Origin of the sequence: Paenibacillus sp. FSL R7-0179, from assembly GCF_038002265.1 — a bacterium.
Lineage (GTDB): Bacteria > Bacillota > Bacilli > Paenibacillales > Paenibacillaceae > Paenibacillus_AQ.
Map to the genome: position 1 here is coordinate 3,101,489 of NZ_JBBOCC010000002.1, position 15,670 is coordinate 3,117,158.

The 15,670-nt window shown below is 52.4% G+C and carries 15 protein-coding genes; 5 read left to right on the top strand and 10 right to left on the bottom strand.

What is annotated here, in order from left to right:
• Positions 1–22 precede the first annotated feature (22 nt).
• The 3 genes from MKX63_RS29775 to MKX63_RS29785 all read right to left on the bottom strand — a co-directional run bounded on the left by MKX63_RS29775 (position 23) and on the right by MKX63_RS29785 (position 3,789).
• Positions 23–790, bottom strand: coding sequence for a response regulator transcription factor (locus tag MKX63_RS29775; RefSeq protein ID WP_341022280.1), 768 nt, complete (start codon positions 788–790; stop codon positions 23–25).
• Positions 783–2,588, bottom strand: coding sequence for a cache domain-containing sensor histidine kinase (locus tag MKX63_RS29780; protein WP_341022281.1), 1,806 nt, complete (start codon positions 2,586–2,588; stop codon positions 783–785). The genes MKX63_RS29775 and MKX63_RS29780 overlap by 8 nt, the downstream gene beginning before the upstream one ends.
• A gap of 229 nt (positions 2,589–2,817) precedes the next feature.
• The gene (locus MKX63_RS29785; protein ID WP_341022283.1) at positions 2,818–3,789 is read right to left on the bottom strand and encodes a helix-turn-helix transcriptional regulator; all 972 of its coding nucleotides are present in this window, start codon (positions 3,787–3,789) and stop codon (positions 2,818–2,820) included.
• Between the two features lie 101 nt (positions 3,790–3,890).
• On the opposite strand from MKX63_RS29785, the gene MKX63_RS29790 reads away from it, so the two are divergent.
• The gene (locus tag MKX63_RS29790) at positions 3,891–4,844 is read left to right on the top strand and encodes a Gfo/Idh/MocA family protein (RefSeq protein WP_341022285.1); all 954 of its coding nucleotides are present in this window, start codon (positions 3,891–3,893) and stop codon (positions 4,842–4,844) included.
• A gap of 712 nt (positions 4,845–5,556) precedes the next feature.
• Here the strand turns inward: MKX63_RS29790 and MKX63_RS29795 are convergent.
• The 5 genes from MKX63_RS29795 to MKX63_RS29815 form a co-directional block, all read right to left on the bottom strand.
• Entirely contained in the window at positions 5,557–6,045 is a 489-nt protein-coding gene (locus MKX63_RS29795) for a flavodoxin domain-containing protein (protein ID WP_341022288.1), read from the bottom strand.
• 11 nt (positions 6,046–6,056) lie between these two features.
• Entirely contained in the window at positions 6,057–6,956 is a 900-nt protein-coding gene (locus tag MKX63_RS29800) for a hypothetical protein (RefSeq protein ID WP_341022290.1), read from the bottom strand.
• Between the two features lies 1 nt (position 6,957).
• Positions 6,958–7,590, bottom strand: a complete 633-nt coding sequence (locus MKX63_RS29805) for a TetR/AcrR family transcriptional regulator (protein WP_341022292.1) — start codon at positions 7,588–7,590, stop codon at positions 6,958–6,960.
• A 184-nt stretch (positions 7,591–7,774) separates the two neighbouring features.
• Entirely contained in the window at positions 7,775–8,779 is a 1,005-nt protein-coding gene (locus MKX63_RS29810; RefSeq protein ID WP_341022294.1) for a hypothetical protein, read from the bottom strand.
• 84 nt (positions 8,780–8,863) lie between these two features.
• Positions 8,864–9,373 (bottom strand): GNAT family N-acetyltransferase, encoded by a 510-nt coding sequence (locus MKX63_RS29815; RefSeq protein WP_341022295.1) that lies wholly within the window; start codon positions 9,371–9,373, stop codon positions 8,864–8,866.
• Positions 9,374–9,508: 135 nt separating this feature from the next.
• Here MKX63_RS29815 and xerS point away from each other — a divergent pair, with 135 nt between their 5' ends.
• From xerS to map, 4 genes are all read left to right on the top strand, one after another.
• Positions 9,509–10,603, top strand: a complete 1,095-nt coding sequence (gene xerS / locus MKX63_RS29820; protein WP_341023351.1) for a tyrosine recombinase XerS — start codon at positions 9,509–9,511, stop codon at positions 10,601–10,603.
• A gap of 49 nt (positions 10,604–10,652) precedes the next feature.
• Entirely contained in the window at positions 10,653–11,522 is an 870-nt protein-coding gene (locus MKX63_RS29825) for a pentapeptide repeat-containing protein (RefSeq protein WP_341022297.1), read from the top strand.
• A 142-nt stretch (positions 11,523–11,664) separates the two neighbouring features.
• Positions 11,665–12,291: a TetR/AcrR family transcriptional regulator gene (locus MKX63_RS29830; protein ID WP_341022299.1), complete on the top strand. Its 627-nt coding sequence runs from the start codon at positions 11,665–11,667 to the stop codon at positions 12,289–12,291.
• 43 nt (positions 12,292–12,334) lie between these two features.
• A complete protein-coding gene (map, locus tag MKX63_RS29835) occupies positions 12,335–13,084 on the top strand; it encodes a type I methionyl aminopeptidase (protein WP_341022300.1) in 750 nt (249 codons plus the stop codon).
• 605 nt (positions 13,085–13,689) lie between these two features.
• On the opposite strand, the gene MKX63_RS29840 is transcribed toward map, so the two are convergent.
• Together MKX63_RS29840 and MKX63_RS29845 are read right to left on the bottom strand one after the other, a co-directional pair.
• The gene (locus MKX63_RS29840; RefSeq protein ID WP_341022302.1) at positions 13,690–14,964 is read right to left on the bottom strand and encodes a molybdopterin molybdotransferase MoeA; all 1,275 of its coding nucleotides are present in this window, start codon (positions 14,962–14,964) and stop codon (positions 13,690–13,692) included.
• A 183-nt stretch (positions 14,965–15,147) separates the two neighbouring features.
• Positions 15,148–15,654, bottom strand: a complete 507-nt coding sequence (locus tag MKX63_RS29845; protein WP_341022304.1) for a DUF4178 domain-containing protein — start codon at positions 15,652–15,654, stop codon at positions 15,148–15,150.
• Positions 15,655–15,670: the final 16 nt, after the last annotated feature.

Below are 15,670 nucleotides of genomic sequence, written 5' to 3' on the forward strand. Positions count from 1 at the left end.
TTACGTTAGAATAATTAACATATCATTCTTGACTATTAAATTGATTGCGGTATTCTCCACCCGTCATCCCCGTCTGCTGCTTGAACACCAGCATGAAATGCTTCGGACTTTGATGGCCGGATAGCCGGGCGACATCATAGATTTTGAGCTGGGTATGGCTGAGCAGCCATTTCGCACGTTCCATCCGGGAATCGGTTACATAGTCTGAATAATTGCAGCCCGCCTCCCCCTTGAACAGCTGGCTCAGATACGTAGCGTTCAGATTGACATGGGAGGCTACCGTCTGCAGCCGCAGATCCCCGTCAATATGCAGTCTGACATATTCCTTAACATCCCGTATGATCTTGCGTGTATCTCCTCCGCTCTCCACCCGCAGCGGGTCTGGCGTCTGTTCCAGAGAAGATAGGCCATGACGCTTATCGAGCAGCAGCCGTGCTTTTTCCATCACGCTAACCAGCTCATGGCGTTCTACGGGCTTCAACAGGTAATGAAGAACACCGTATTCAATGGCTTTTTGGGCATATTCAAATTCGCCGTATCCGCTCACAATAATGACGAGCAGTCCGGGGTACATCGACTTCACCTTTTCGGCAAGCACCAGTCCGTCCATTTCCTTCATACGAATATCGGTAATCATTACGTCCGGCAGCTCGGACTTTAAGTACAGCAGCGCTTCCCGTCCACCCGGCATTTCAGCTGTCACCTCGAAAAAGGGCGCCGACCGGCTAATCAGCTCACGCATTCCTTGTCTAATCACGATTTCGTCCTCTACGAGCAGCACTTTATACATCCTTTTCTCCCCCTGCTTCCGGTATCGTTATTGTAATGGTCACAGCCAGCCCTTGCCCCGGACTTCCGTCAACCGTGAGGCTCCCGCCTTCCCCGTACAGCAGCTTGATCCGCTGGCCGATATTGCGCAGCCCCAGACTCTCCTCCTCGCTGCGCCGGAGCGAATCCATGGAGGGATCTTGCCCGATCTCCCGGTTCAGCGCCGTGAGTTCCTCCTCCTCTAAGCCGTTCCCGTCGTCGCGTACTGTAATTAATAGCTCGTTGTCAAAACGCAGCGCGGACACCCAGATCGTCCCTGCTTCGCGCCCTGCGATCCCGTGATCGATAGCATTCTCCACCAGCGGCTGAATGGTAAGCTTCGGTATGCGCAAATGGAGTACTTCTTCTTCAATCTCGTTATGCACCGTCAGCTTCCCGCCATAGCGGATCTGCTGGATACGCACATAGGAGTCTACGAACGCAATTTCCTCTCCCAGCGATACAAGCCGGCCAGCCTTGTCAATCGTATAGCGAAGCAGCTTGCCCAGTGCGGATACCATATCCGATACCTCTTCATGCCTGCGCTGGACGGCCATCATATTGATCGATTCCAGCGTATTATAGATAAAATGCGGGTTGATCTGACTCTGCAGGGCGGACAGCTCTGCCTCTTTTTCCCGTAGTCCAATCACGAGCACCTCATGAAACAAGCGGTTAATTTCGTCCATCATCTTATTGAATCCGCGGCCTAGCTGCCCGAATTCATCTCCCCCCAGCGGACTGACCCGCATGTTGAAATCGCCCCGCTCCACCCTGGACATATTGCTCTTGAGCTCCACCAGCGGGAGGGTAATCCGGTACGATACCGCATAAGCGAGCAGCAGCACCGTCACCAGGCAAAAGAGGGCAAGCCATAACGTGAAAATCATCAACGCACGCGACTCCTTCTGAATGACTCCGATCGGAGTCAAGCCGATGACGGACAAGCCTGAATACGGAGACCTATGGCTGATAAACAAATAATCTGTGCCTCCCAGCCTCTCCCGCTCCCCTCCATGCAGCTCATCGATCCGCCCGGAGCCCATAAGCTGGCCGTAGGCCGACTGCCCGTTATCCGGCTTTTGCTCATATAGCAGCCGCTGGTCTCCATCGATAATCATCAAATTCGTGGACTCTTCAATCTTCAGCTTAGAGAAAACGGAGCCGAAGGCCGATTGCTTAGCGTCGATAAGGATATAGCCCAGACGTCTCAGCGTCCTGGGTTCCTTGATAACTCTGGCCACCGAAATATAAGATGAGGGGTCGGTTCCGGCATAATATGACGGATGATGCGGAGGAAGAATGGTCCACTCGCCGTCCGACCGCTCCAAAGCGCTGAACCATTCATCGCGTCTTGCATCCCACGATGTATTCACAGCCAGCGGTTCCACGTTGGAGAACAGAGTTCCGCTGTTGCTCAGCAGATGGATGCCGCGGATTTCCGGGCGATCGTACGCCTGTGCAGAGGTATATAGCTTCATTTTCTGATAATCTTCAGACAGCGCCCATGTGCCTGAGCCCATAGGACCATCGTATTTAGCCAGAATAGATAACACCTGTTCATCATACAGAGGCATCAGTGACAACCGCTCCAGATCCTTCAGCAGCCTGTCCAGATTGGCGTTGGCCTGTCCGGCGACATCCACTGTATATTGCTTTGTTTTCTCGTTCAGGGTGGAGGAGAAATGACGGTACGTCACCATCCCCTGCACACTTAACGGCAGTAGCGTCAGCATGGTGAACAATAGCAGCAGTCTGGTACGCATTTTACTTCTTCTCAACCGTAGGATCAGCCCCCGCAGCATCTCAAGACCTCCTTTTGTTAAGTAATCTGACATCTAAACCTGTTTACATTTTATCGTATAATGTTCTGTAATTGAATTCTATCCTCTTATGTTTGGAAAAGGTACGGTTCAACAAAGTCAATAAACCCCAAACCTGCTGACAAGCAAGGCCTGGGGTTTATTATTGTCACTCTTCGATTGTCGAATATAGTTAACATAACATTGATTATGTTGCCTTGCTGCTATTATACATTTTATCCCACATTCGCACTTGATCACTGACGTACTCTCTCAGCTCCGGCGGCCCCGTAATTTCAGCATGAACCAATAGCGGCAGCACCCTTGCACAGGCCGAGCAATAATCATACATATTTACCGTTACAAGCCGTGCTTCTCCATCAGCTTCTGTATCCATGACCTCCAGCCCCTGCAAGATCTGCTCATTCTTATCACGGGTACGGATGACCACCGGATAGAACTCCCGCGCTCTGCTGGCCTGAACGAAGGCTTGCTCTGCTTGATTCCAGTAGCCTTGGAGAGAGAACCGCTCAGGAATGGCATAGGTCTCGTCCAGCAAAGTAACGGCTGTGAACCTTTCGCATTTGAATGTCCGCAGACCACCTGCCCGCTCGCAATAGGCCGCAAGATACCACTCCCCCTGCTTCACGATGAGTCCATAGGGCTGCAGCTTCCGCAGCGAGCTCTCCCCATTCACCTTACGGTAATCTGCCGTAATCTTCCGCCCCCTCCACACTGCAGTGCGCAGAGTCTCAAGATACGGCACCGCTGCCTGACCGCTCCACCACGGCGTAGCATCGAACAGAAACCGGCGCTGCGCAGTACGGATATCCTCCTGGTAGGGTGCGGGCAAGCTTGTTTCCAGCTTCAGAAGCGCACTCTTGAGCAGCAGACTGGTCTCTCCTGAACCACCCGCCGGCATGCCCATCCCTGTCAAAAAGAGCTGAACCACCTCTTCCCCATGCAGCCTCCGCAGATTCACCGTATAGCCTTCCATGAGCGAAATCCCGCCGTTCGGCCCGGTGGCCGACACAAGTGGAATGCCTGATTCCGCCAGGACATCAACATCCCTGTAGACCGAACGGACAGAGGTTTCCAGCGCTTCGGCCAGCTCCTTGGCCTTCATTTTTCCCCGGGATTCAAGCAGTAAAAGTATTGCAATCAGTCGGTGCAGCCGCATATGTCTCCCCCAAATCTCATGATTCGTCAGCTATTCTTGCCACTCAGTTGTCAACAATACTGCATTAAGATGAATGTATCAAATGTAAGGAGCTGCTGCAAATGAATATTGGCATATTGGGAACTGGATTCGGGGCGTATCACGCCTCTCTGTTGAAGCATATGGAGTTCGTGAACCGGATCGTGGTCTTCGGCAGAAATGAGGCCAAGCTGCTGAAGCTGAAGGAAGAGCTCGGGGTAGAGATCACGATGAATGCTGAGGACATTCTGTCTGATCCCGCGATTGACGTAGTGGATATCTGTCTGCCGTCTGCGTTCCATAAAACCTATGCGGTAGAGGCGCTGAGACGGGGCAAGCATGTATTTTGCGAGACACCGGTTGTTCTGGTGCCTGAAGAAGGCCGGGAGCTGCTGGATGCCGAACAGCGGTATGGCCGCAGAATCCTCGTCAACCAATTCATCAAATTCGATTATGCCTATGAATACCTGGAACAGGCGGTACGTGAGGAGAGCTACGGGAAGCTTCTGCATCTGAGTATGCGCCGTGAGACCGCTCCGCTCTGGGGAGATCTGGGCCTCACGGCCATCGCTGCCAATCTGATGATTCATGAGCTGGATTTCATCGCCTGGCTGATGGATTCACCTGAACCTTCTGCGGTCTGGGGGACCTCCGGGGGTAAGGATGGACAGGCGCTGGTCCTGGCCTCCTTCCTGCAGCCCGACTGGAGTGCACAGCTCACCGTTTCTTCGCAGATGCCGGGGAGTTATCCTTTTACTATCGGGTATGAAGCCTATTTCGAGCAAGCGAAGCTGGAGTTCCGTGAGTGCAGTGGTCCGAATGGGGTGATCCAGGCCAGCCTTACCGGGTACACTTCTGAGGGACAAGTAGCCCTCCCGCTGATTCCAAGTGATACTTATGCCAAAAGCTTGCACCATGCCCTCCTGAGCCTCCGGGACGGGACAAATTCTACGCTGTCGCTGCGACAGTCGCTGAAATCTCTGAACATGGCCTTCCAATTGACGAATCTGCTTACAGCGGGGACAGTAGCTTTATAGTTCTGCCGGCCAGACACTGGCCAGTGCAGACTTAATGAATCGGGCCGCCCGGTACTAAGCGAAGTTTGTAGAACGGAAGTAGTTGGATTTTCTACATTTGCTAATGAACGAATCGTCCCACTTGGGATAACAGTTGGAAAAATGGCACTTCTTCAGGCACTTTCCCGGCAAATACGCAACATCGCCTCCAGTAGATGCTCATTTTCCAATTGCTTCCGCTAATCTATTGGATATTGGTGAAACAAGATACATTTTTCCACGTGCTTCCTCCCACAGCTTCGCCCGGCAACCCTCTGCCGGCTCCTCCCTCACTGCCTTGCCCCAATGGGTTGACAACAAACGCCCGATTTGGCAGGGTTTTTCCTCCTTTTTCCGTGTGTTAGTCGCTAAGTTCAGATCAGAGTTTGATATTAGGGGTAGTGATTAGGGGAGCTTGTATTTTTGTTTTTCTATTGTGATTTTTTCATATGTTGAAATGTGGTTATTAGAGAATGTAGAGTTGCTGTATTTCGTTTTGTGGGTTTTTGTTTTGTTACACTATCGTTAGCGACTTTATGTTAACATAACATTTATTATGTTCTATCGATGTATTGCCGTCGATGTATTGCCGTCTCTCTTTTCGTCTAATTCCCCTTCAATTTAACGCATTGCCGCTTCAAAATACTGCTGCTCCACCTCATTACATCGCCGCTAACCTTCGTTCTCCTCCACCCTACCCGCCTGCCGCCATCGTATGCGCGAAGCGTTCCAGTTTATCCATGGACAGCCCGCCTCCTGTCTTGTGCTCCTTGCCTTTTACCATACGTATAACCCACTTATCCAGCGCAGATATCCGGTCCGGGTAGATCTCATCGCCCATAATCTCCCTGGCAAGCGCCTTGCTGTAGATGATCCCGGGATACGCCTGCTTAAGCTCCTGCTCCCCCTTCTCCCCTGTCATTCCTGCACAGATGAACAATCCCAGACGCTTGGTTAAAAGCTCCTGCTTGTGCTGGGCTGTGAATGCAGCCATCTCTTTACGGATTTTTCCATAGTAGATGGAGCCGCCTAGAATTACTGTGTCGTAGCCAGTCAGATCCGGCAACTTGCCAGATTTCAGATTGACCAATCCGGCCCCGTCCAGCCTGGCTTGCAGCAGTAATGCGGCTTTTTCCGTACACCCGTACTTGCTTGCAAATACGATCAATATCCGATTGCTCATTGCGTCCGCCTCTATTCTATGGGTAATGGGCCTGCGGGTTGTCCAGGTTCCTGCGCATTGCGCAGTACAACAATGAGACACCAGATGACCGCCAGATTAAACAATGGAAACAGAATCAACTCTACCAAGGAGACATAAACACCGGCCCTCAGCATTCCAATAATCATGGAGGAGATGGAGGTCAGCAGGGTTGCCGCTTTTACCAGGACAACTGGAGCCAGAAGATAACCGTAAGATTGCCTGCGGACGAGTAATGTCCCTGTCAGAACCATAAGCGGAAGGAGTACAGCTAAATCCAGTGCCTGAATTACCAGCGTGGTGTAATGCTCTAGCCCAGCAGGCACGGTTCCATCCCGCCAGGCACCGGCAATCCGGCCCAGCCAAAGCATGATAATCAGGAAGGCGATCAGCAGCAGGATGAAGCCAATGCTTACCGCCGGAAGCTGTGACTTCATCACTACCCCGTCCCGTTCCACCGAGCGAAAGACCATAATAAATGCAAATAAGCTGGCCGAGAACAGCATGACATAGACCAGAAACAGATCATTATACATGGCCAGAAAACAGTATGAAGCATAGGTATAGGTGAAGTACCCAAGCGCTCCGGCCAGCAGCAGCCGACCCCGGATGGTTCCTCTAAGACTCAGCAGCAGAGATACGAGCAGCAAAGGAATGCCAACCACTAGAGTAATGCCATCCTGAGCGATAGCCTGAGAAGCTGCGGACAAAGAATCATCCTTGTAGATGCCGGTACCGTACAACTCAATCTTTTCTCCCCGGATGGAGGTATAGAATGGATGACTTCCCCCCTCCTCTGCCCCTTCACCTGAAAATAGCCCGATTGCTGACGCAACAATTCCAAGCACAATCACCATCCACGTTAAAATGCTAATGGTTCGTCTATGTCTCACCTTAATCCCCCGATCCTTGTGCAATCTGCACCATGGCTTCTATGTGCCGCTTAATCAAAGCCTCCTTCTGCACCTCAGGCAGACTCCCCTCCACCATCAGCCTCATAATCAGCCCGAAGGCTGCGCTCCAGATGATTTGGGCGGTAAGTTCAAGCTTTCTCTGCTCACAGGAGGCCATCCCGCTGAATTGACGGAGCGTCTCACAGAGACCAGCGATCCCGCTGCGTTCCAGGGCTGCTCCCTGATGCAAAACCCCGGTATGGCTAAGCACGGACGGCGAATCATTCAGCATCATACTCCGGTACTGTGAGCCTTCCGCTGTTGTCACCTTAATGAACTGTCTAAGCGTGCGTCTTAAACGCTCTTCTGGAGAGGTTTCATCCGGCGAAGCTTCCGATCCGGCAATCAGTCCGCCCATTAACTCCCGGTAGCCCCGCTGAAGAAGCTGTTCTACAATATCCTCTTTTCCCTGAAAATAGTGATAAATAATACCGGCCGAATATTCCATCCGTTCAGCGATTTTGCGGATCGACAGCTGCCTGATCCCCTTCTCCGCGAGCAGCTCGCCTGCCGTAGTAAGAATCAGATTACGCATCGCTTCGCGCTCCTGCTCTTGTCTCTCTACTTTGCCCATGATTGTCAGACTCCTTCTGTTAGGGTGTTTCTGCTTCGTTTCATTGAACACTGTAATGTTTTTGAACATCGTTCAACTTAGATTATAGACGCCGGTACTTCAGAAGGTTGTGATTATTTATACAGCAAAAAAGCCTGAAACCCCGCAGGAGTCTCAAGCTTTCGAGCTTCGGCAGGTACTCTGCCTAATCAATATTAGCGATTTTCCACTCCCCCTGCTTATTCAGCAGCAGAGAGATCTCATTGTTGCTATCCGTAATATAGCCCTCAGAGGTCATCTTCGTAAACTCTACTAAGAAGGCTGCCCGTTTGGTTCCCTCGACAGGAATTCCGACTACGGTCAGTTTATGGAAGCGGTAGATATTTTTATGATCCAGCAAGAATTGCAGCGCTTCCCCAAGCTTCGGATCTATCATCGCCTTAGCGAACTTCTCCTTGTCTCCGGCAGACCAGGCTGCGATACAGTCCAGTGTCTCCTGAAGCGCTTGCTTATTGCCCGGACTAGAGCCTACATCAGGTACCTTGAAGAAGATTCCCGGCTTAATCGGCGGTTGCTTCTCCATGTACTCCATACCACTCAGCATAGATGTGAAGAGGGGAAGCAGCTTATCCCGTTGCTCGTCCTGAATATGGATCTCGGCCCGGTAAGAATCCTCGTGGGCTGTGAAAATAAAGGCCTCAACCCTCCGGTTCCCCTCCACACTGCTCCCTTCATATTCCTTGAACTTCAGCAGTCCCGGGTCTATACCGGGTTCGAACCTTCCGCCAGTTGCACCCTTCTCAGAGCTTAGCTTAATTAACGTAATATAATTATGCTTGTCCGCTGTCCCCCACGCCGTTCTGCCATCCTGTTCAAAACGGATCATCGTCTCCGGCAGAAACACCCCGAGCGGTAAAGTCTGGTCTGCGGAGTAATTCGCTTGGACATTGACGCCATCCAGCTCGTAGCCACTGCCGCTTCCTGAATACTCCCGTACTTCGGGAATCAGCGACACGGATTTAACAGCAGGCGCTGCTGTGGCCGACGGAGTCGGAACCGCGGCTTCAGGAGCAGCTGCCGTAGCTGCTGCGGGCGTAGCTGACGGCTGAGCCGTGCGCTCTGCACCCGAAGACCCCTGATCCGCAGCATTGCTGCAGCCTGTGCTGATTGCAATTGCAGCAGCTAGACAGCCCGCTCCCCATAAGCTCATTCGCTTGGACAATCTAATCACCTCAGTTACCAGACGCTGGATATAATCCAAAGTTGCGCTGAAGCCTGCCAGGAATAGGTGAATTTATTTCTTAACTCTATTAGTATTTAATGTGCTGAAGTATTGGCTGGGATTGCCTTGGCGGGAGTTGAACCGCTCCTGGAAATCACCGCCGGTGTAAGCTCCGATGACCCGGTGCCAGAAATCCCGCGCCGGGGTGTTGGCACGAATCTGCGACACCTTCCAGCTTCCGGGGAACATGTCGAACAGCCGGTGAGCCGCCCAGGTTCCTACACCGCTGCGCCGGTAGCGCTGCATCACAAAAAACTCCGTCATATAGAACTCGCCCTCCGGGTCGCGCAGCAGACGGTCGATCAGGGCAAAGCCTGCGACATTGCCGTCTACGGTGAACAGGTAGGCGAATTTATTTTTGCCGCTGCTCCAGTAAGCCTCAAGTCCCGGATAGGACGGGAACAATCCTTCACGGTCCACCTCCAGCTCCAGGTAGCGGGTAAAGTCATACAAATAGAACTGCATCAATCTGCTGATAATCTGCTTCTGCTCTTTAGGAACCAGCTCGATTCCAAGTTCCATTAAGGTTCACCTCTGCCGTTTTCGTTTACTACCCATCATATAACTTTGTCTCATCAGGAGCAAGGTTTGCCGGAAACATGGTAAGATAGAAGCACAGCCCTCCCCCTGGGGGAAACTATAAAGAAGGTGAAGCTCATCAGTATTCAAAAAGCTACCGACCGGGCAAACCTGGATCAGCGGCTGCCGCAGATGCCCTGGTTCGTCCAGCAGTTTATCGACTATAAACGGCCGGATCTGTCCCCCTCCACGCTGCTGGAGTATATCCGGGACTATGAATCTTTTTTCGGCTGGCTGCGGGGTGAAGGTCTGTCTGTTGCGGCCAGCAATGCTGACATTACTCTGCTTGAGCTGGAGACCCTGCATATGGACAGCATTGTCGGCTACCGTCTGTACTTAACCACCCGGGCTGAAAATGCGAATTCGCGGGTAACCGTATCCCGTAAGCTGTCTGCGCTGCGCTCCCTGTTCCATTACTTAAGCCAGATTGCTGAGGATGAGAACTTTTACCCGCTGCTGAAGCGTAACATTATGGCCAAGGTTGAGATCAAGCGCATTCACAAACCGAAGGATACCGCCGCCAAGCTCAAAGGTAAAATTCTGGAGGACGAAGAGCTGCTGGAGTTCGTAGGCTACATTTATGATGGATATGGGACAGATGTGGAAGCCAATAAGCAGGCTTATTATTCTTGGCAGCTTAACCGGGAACGGGATGCCTGTATTGCCAGTCTGATCCTGAATTCCGGCCTGCGCGTCTCTGAGGTAGTCAACCTGAACGTGGATGATCTGGATGTCAACAACAAGCTGCTCTATGTCTTCCGTAAGGGTCATAACGATGAGACGTTCAAGACCCCGGTCTATTTCCGGGAACAGTCGAAGGATGATCTCAGCTTGTACTTGAGCCTTCGCCAGAGCAGGTACAAGACGCCGAAACGTGAAAAAGCCCTCTTCATTGCCCTGCCCAACGGCAGCAAAGAAGGTAAACGGATGACCAAACGGGCGATCCAGGAGATGATCATCAAATACGCCAAACGGTTCGGCAAGCCTTATCTGACGGTTCATAAGCTGCGGCACTCTTTTGCCACTGATTATTACCTGCAGAACGATATTTACCGGACGAAGGAACAACTGGGCCATGCTTCTACGGAGACTACCGAGATCTATGCCCATCTCACGGATAAAACGATGTCTGAGGCGATTGAACGCCGTATGGACAATGAACCAACGCAATAATCTGCGTGAACCGCTATGTTAATCCCATTCATTTTTTGGAGGAATACGTTTGTTAGACAATCATTCATTTCCTGAATCCCATACTGCGAATCCCGGACTGCCGGAGCTGCAATCGGATTGTCTGAACTGCTTCGGTCTATGCTGCGCAGCGCTTCATTTCTCTGCTTCCTCAGACTTCACTATTGACAAGCCTGCCGGACAGCCCTGTCCCAATCTGCGGGCGGATTTCCTTTGCGGCATTCATACGGAGCTTAGAGATCGCGGCTTCCGGGGATGTACGGTATACGACTGCTTCGGGGCCGGGCAGAAAATCTCCAAGCTGACCTATGGCGGACGCGACTGGCGTCAGGCTCCCGAGACTGCGGGACAGATGTTCGAGGTTCTTCCTGTGATGCGCCAGCTGCATGAGCTGCTATGGTATCTGCACGAGGCACTGACACTGCGCGGGGCCGAGACCCTGCATGATTCGCTTGACAAAATGCTGGAGCAGACGCAAGCCCTCACCCTGCTCAGCCCGGAAAAGCTGCTTCAGCTCGATGTGCCTGTACACCGCGCTGACGTCAATGAGCTGCTGCTGCGTGCCAGCGAGCTAGCGCGCACCGCTGCCCGCAAGCAGCTCTTCCCGGCTCCAAAGCGCCAGAAGAGCTATGGGCGCGGAGCCGATCTGATTGGGGCAAGGCTACGCGGGGCCGACCTCCGCTGCCTCAGTTTACGCGGCGCTTATCTGATCGCTGCAGATCTGAGCGGCGCTGACCTGCGGTTCGCCGATCTGATTGGCGCAGACTTCCGCGACACGAACCTAAGCGGAGCCGATCTGCGGGGCAGCCTCTTCCTCACTCAAGCGCAGCTGCAAGCTGCGCAAGGCAACCCGTCCACCAAGCTCCCGGAATCCTTAAGGCATCCGGAGCACTGGGTCTAAGGAGAATAAACCGGATGATGTTCTATCCGGTTTATATGTAATTTTCAAAGGGGTGGTTCAGATATTTCCCCTTGCCATATGACTGCCGTTGTTTTATATTGACATGACAGCAGGTCTATAATAAATGAGGTGAACGGATAAAATGACTCCCCGCACGAAGGAACAGAACGAAGATATCCGGCTGCGGCGGCTGGTGCAGATCCGCAAAGCAGCAGCGGACGTATTTTTGAATAAAGGGCCTCTATTAGAAATCCGGGATGTGGCTGCGGAGGCAGGTCTCGGTTATGGTACGGTCTATCATTATTATAGCAATAAGGGCGATTTGCTTCACGACCTCTTATGGGATGCGCTCGACCGGGCAGCGGAATGGCTGAAGTCCCCGCCTATGGCAGAACCGGAGCTACCGTTAAAGATCCCGCTGGAGAGTTCTGCCGCCGGGGTGCGGCTGTTGCAGCTGTGGGCGGAGGATCATGCTATCTATCTGCTGTGCAAGCAGGCGGGTGAGGGATTCCCTACCCTGCCTGAAGCCCGCTCTTCCCCGCTCATTGATGAGTTCCGCCTAGAGGTGCTGACCCCGCTGTCCACGATGCTTGGCACCGGACTTATGGAGGACTCACTGATTCCTGGCAGGATGGCAGACGACGCGCAACATGAATTGCAGCACACGGAGATGCTGTTAGCCGCTCTAGTTGGCTGTGCTGCATTGTCCCTCCGCAGAGGGCAGCTGAATGAAGATGCAACGGAGATCGTCAGAGTTCTGAAACTATAAAAGACAGACACTATTGAAAGATGAAGGAGCGGGTACACTCAACATGCTTATTATTAAATCCCCCAGAGAAATTGAAGAGATGAAAAAAGCCAGCCAAATTGTGGCCGACTGCTACCGTGAGGTGTCCAAACATATTGTACCTGGAATCACCACGCTTGAAATTAATGATCTTGTGGCCAAACATATCACCAAGCTCGGCGGCAAGCAGTTCACCAAAGGCTATAACGGATTCCCTGCCGAGACCTGTATATCTATTAATGATGTGGTGGCACATGGGATTCCATCCAGCAGACGGGTCGTGAAGGAAGGTGACTTGCTGAAGCTGGACATAGTGGCGCAATACGGGGGCTGGTTTGGAGATTCGTGCATGAGCTACGCTGTCGGTGAGATCAGCCCGGAGGCACAGAGATTAATGCAGGTAACGAAGGAATGCCTTGATCTGGGGATCGCCCGGGCTGTTCCGGGAGGACGGCTGGGTGACATCACATCAGCCATCCAGCAGCATGCCGAAGCACACGGTTATTCCGTCGTACGCGATCTGCTGGCGCATGGCATCGGACGAAGTCTCCATGAGGAGCCGAGCTACGTACACATCGGCACTGCTGGCAAAGGCATCCGCCTCAAAGAAGGCATGGTATTTACGATTGAGCCGATGATTAACGAAGGCACATATGAGATCACCATCGACGATGATGAATGGACCGCGAGAACAGCTGACGGCAAGCTCTCTGCTCAGTATGAACATACCATTGCAATTACTGCAGATGGACCGTTGATTTTAACGGCACAGTAATCATTGTAGTAGAACCCTCCAGTTTCTGTCTAGGGAATGTCCCCTTTTAAGAAACTGGAGGGTTTTGTTTGTTACCCTTGTAACCAGGTTTTGCGGTTATGGCGTTGGATGCAGTCGCGCGATAGGATGGTATTGCTTGTTGGGTGCTGGTTAGTGTTTTGGGGTTAGGTTTTGAACTTACTATTGTGAATTTTTCATATGTTGAGTTTTTAACTAATTTTGAGTTCAAAGCAGCAGTTAATCGGGTGCTGTAGACGCTGGAACGATAGCAACTGTATTTTGTACAATAGAACGCGGTAGAAACAGCTTCGAAAAAGAATCTATTGTATTCCGTGCAATTGAATGTTGAATAAATGCCATTTTTCATCCAAAACACAACATTCTACTGTATGAAGTACAATAGAATCTCCTTTCACGGTCAATTATGCGTTTTCTATTGCAGGAAATACAATCAGCTACCGTTATCAGATAAATGACCGGGTTTTGCGGTTCTATTATGAATTTTTCATATGATGAAATAGCATAATAAAAATTTAGTTGGTTAGTCCTTTGACTTACCGGTTTGCTGGCCGGCCGCTAATAGACATGCTTAGGCTTGCCGTGTCTCATCCCCTGATCTCACCCGGAAGCTTCAGCACAGTTACCTTATCCCCGGCAGATAATTGTCCACTGTCCGGCGGGATGACGATCAGGCAGTCGCTGTCTTTAATCGTAACCGTGACGGATGACTCGTCTACGGCGGCTGGATAAGCATAGAGCACTGCTTCGCGGATCTCCAGGCGGGCGCGGACATAGCGGGTGAAGCTGTTGGTCCGCTTATAATCTTCACCCAGCACCGCTGTCCACTCCGGCAGATACGGCCGGGCTGCACCCTGCATCAGCCCGATGACCGGGCGGGCAAACAGCTGGAATCCTACGAAGCAGGCGCCCGGGTTGCCGGATAAGGCGAGGAGGATGCTCCCGCCGCGAACGGCTGCCGTGGTAACGCTGCCGGGGCGCATGGCTATTTTATTGAACAGCAGCTCTCCGCTCTGCTCACGGACCAAATCACCCATAATATCATAATCCCCGACAGATACGCCGCCTGTAGTGATCACCAGATCATAGCTTTCCAGTGCCATCTGCACCTTACTGCGGGCCAGCTCCAGATCATCGATGATCGCTCCCAGCATCACGGGTTCTCCGCCCGCCTCCCGGATTAGCGCCTCAAGCATGGGCGAGTTGCTGTTGCGGATTTTACCCGGGACTAACGGCTCGTCCACCTCCAGCAGCTCAGTTCCGGTGGCGAAGACCGCCACCTTGGGTCTGCGGCGGACAGGAACCTCCGGCACCCCGAGCGCTGCCAGAACAGCAATTTCGCCAGCGCCGATTAGAGTCCCTTCACAAAGTACCGGGTCACCCGTTCTAAGCTCAAGTCCGCAAGGGGTGATATGCAGCCCCCGCTCTTGCAGCTTGCGGATACCGAGATAGGTGACTCCGTCCTCTACCCGGCTCTCCGTAGCTTCCATCATAATCACGGTGTCTGCACCGCGTGGAATCTGCGCCCCTGTCATAATGCGCGCAGCAGTGCCAGCCGTAATCTCTCTGGAGGCTACTGCGCCGCAGGGAATGACATCGACGACTTCAAGCCACACCGTGTCAGGGGCTCCTGCCGCTAAAGTATCAGCCGCTATCACGGCGAACCCGTCCATACTGGAGCGGTCAAATGCCGGAAAAGGATGCGGTGCATGGACAGACTCAGCCAGATAACGCCCGCTGCTGAGATGCAGGGGTACAGCTTCCTGCGCAAGCAGCGCAGCATAAGGCTTCAGCCTGCCTTGCGCCTCTGCAACTTGAAGCGCTGCGCGCTGAAATTTATCATTACTGTATTCGTTAGTCACTTTTCAATTCACTCCTTCTGCTTCATCCGCTGGGTTGCTGCTCATTAAGCCAATTACGCCCTATTTTAACATGAAGACATGGCAAAAGGGATGCACAGGCCTGTAACAAGCGCATGCATCCCTTATTCAATCCCGATTCTATTCAGCTGTCAGCAGCGCAGCCGCAGCCTTGCTACATTCAGCTTAAGATGCGCGGATCACTCTTACATCAGCCGGCAGGACGCTTTCACCCTCATAGAGCATGAACCGTCCATTCTGCCATTCCACGCGCAGCAGCCGCGAATCATCCGACTGGTATTGCCAGACATGCTGCTCCCCGCCGTTCATGTAAGGGGTCTGCCCTGTAACAGCGGCATATCCTTCATATTCTTCCTCCAGATAAAAGGTCCGGTCATCCAGCTCCAGGGTAGCCGGAACCTCGGAGGGACTGTCCAGACGCCCGTCGATCGGGTGATACAATCTGTATTGCAGCTCTTCCCGCTCTTCTATATACAGATAGGCGATCCGGCTCCCGTCGCGCAGTGTCAGTACAACGGCATTCCGGCCGCTCGTCTTCGTCCGGCCCGTCACTTCATAGGTGACCAGGGAGACCTCACAGATATCTCCGGGAGACAGGGTCAGCATGCTTGCGGGCGCTTTAGGCGCCTCCGGCTTCGAGAACAGATTGCCGATTCTTTTCCAAAGACCCAAAGCCATCATCCTCCTA

Bases quoted from the DNA above. Each gene is read 5' to 3' on its own strand.
- MKX63_RS29775 (WP_341022280.1), bottom strand. From the start codon at position 790: ATGTATAAAGTGCTGCTCGTAGAGGACGAAATCGTGATTAGACAAGGA.
- MKX63_RS29785 (WP_341022283.1), bottom strand. From the start codon at position 3,789: ATGCGGCTGCACCGACTGATTGCAATACTTTTACTGCTTGAATCCCGG.
- MKX63_RS29790 (WP_341022285.1), top strand. From the start codon at position 3,891: ATGAATATTGGCATATTGGGAACTGGATTCGGGGCGTATCACGCCTCT.
- MKX63_RS29795 (WP_341022288.1), bottom strand. From the start codon at position 6,045: ATGAGCAATCGGATATTGATCGTATTTGCAAGCAAGTACGGGTGTACG.
- MKX63_RS29805 (WP_341022292.1), bottom strand. From the start codon at position 7,590: ATGGGCAAAGTAGAGAGACAAGAGCAGGAGCGCGAAGCGATGCGTAAT.
- MKX63_RS29810 (WP_341022294.1), bottom strand. From the start codon at position 8,779: ATGAGCTTATGGGGAGCGGGCTGTCTAGCTGCTGCAATTGCAATCAGC.
- MKX63_RS29815 (WP_341022295.1), bottom strand. From the start codon at position 9,373: ATGGAACTTGGAATCGAGCTGGTTCCTAAAGAGCAGAAGCAGATTATC.
- MKX63_RS29830 (WP_341022299.1), top strand. From the start codon at position 11,665: ATGACTCCCCGCACGAAGGAACAGAACGAAGATATCCGGCTGCGGCGG.
- map (WP_341022300.1), top strand. From the start codon at position 12,335: ATGCTTATTATTAAATCCCCCAGAGAAATTGAAGAGATGAAAAAAGCC.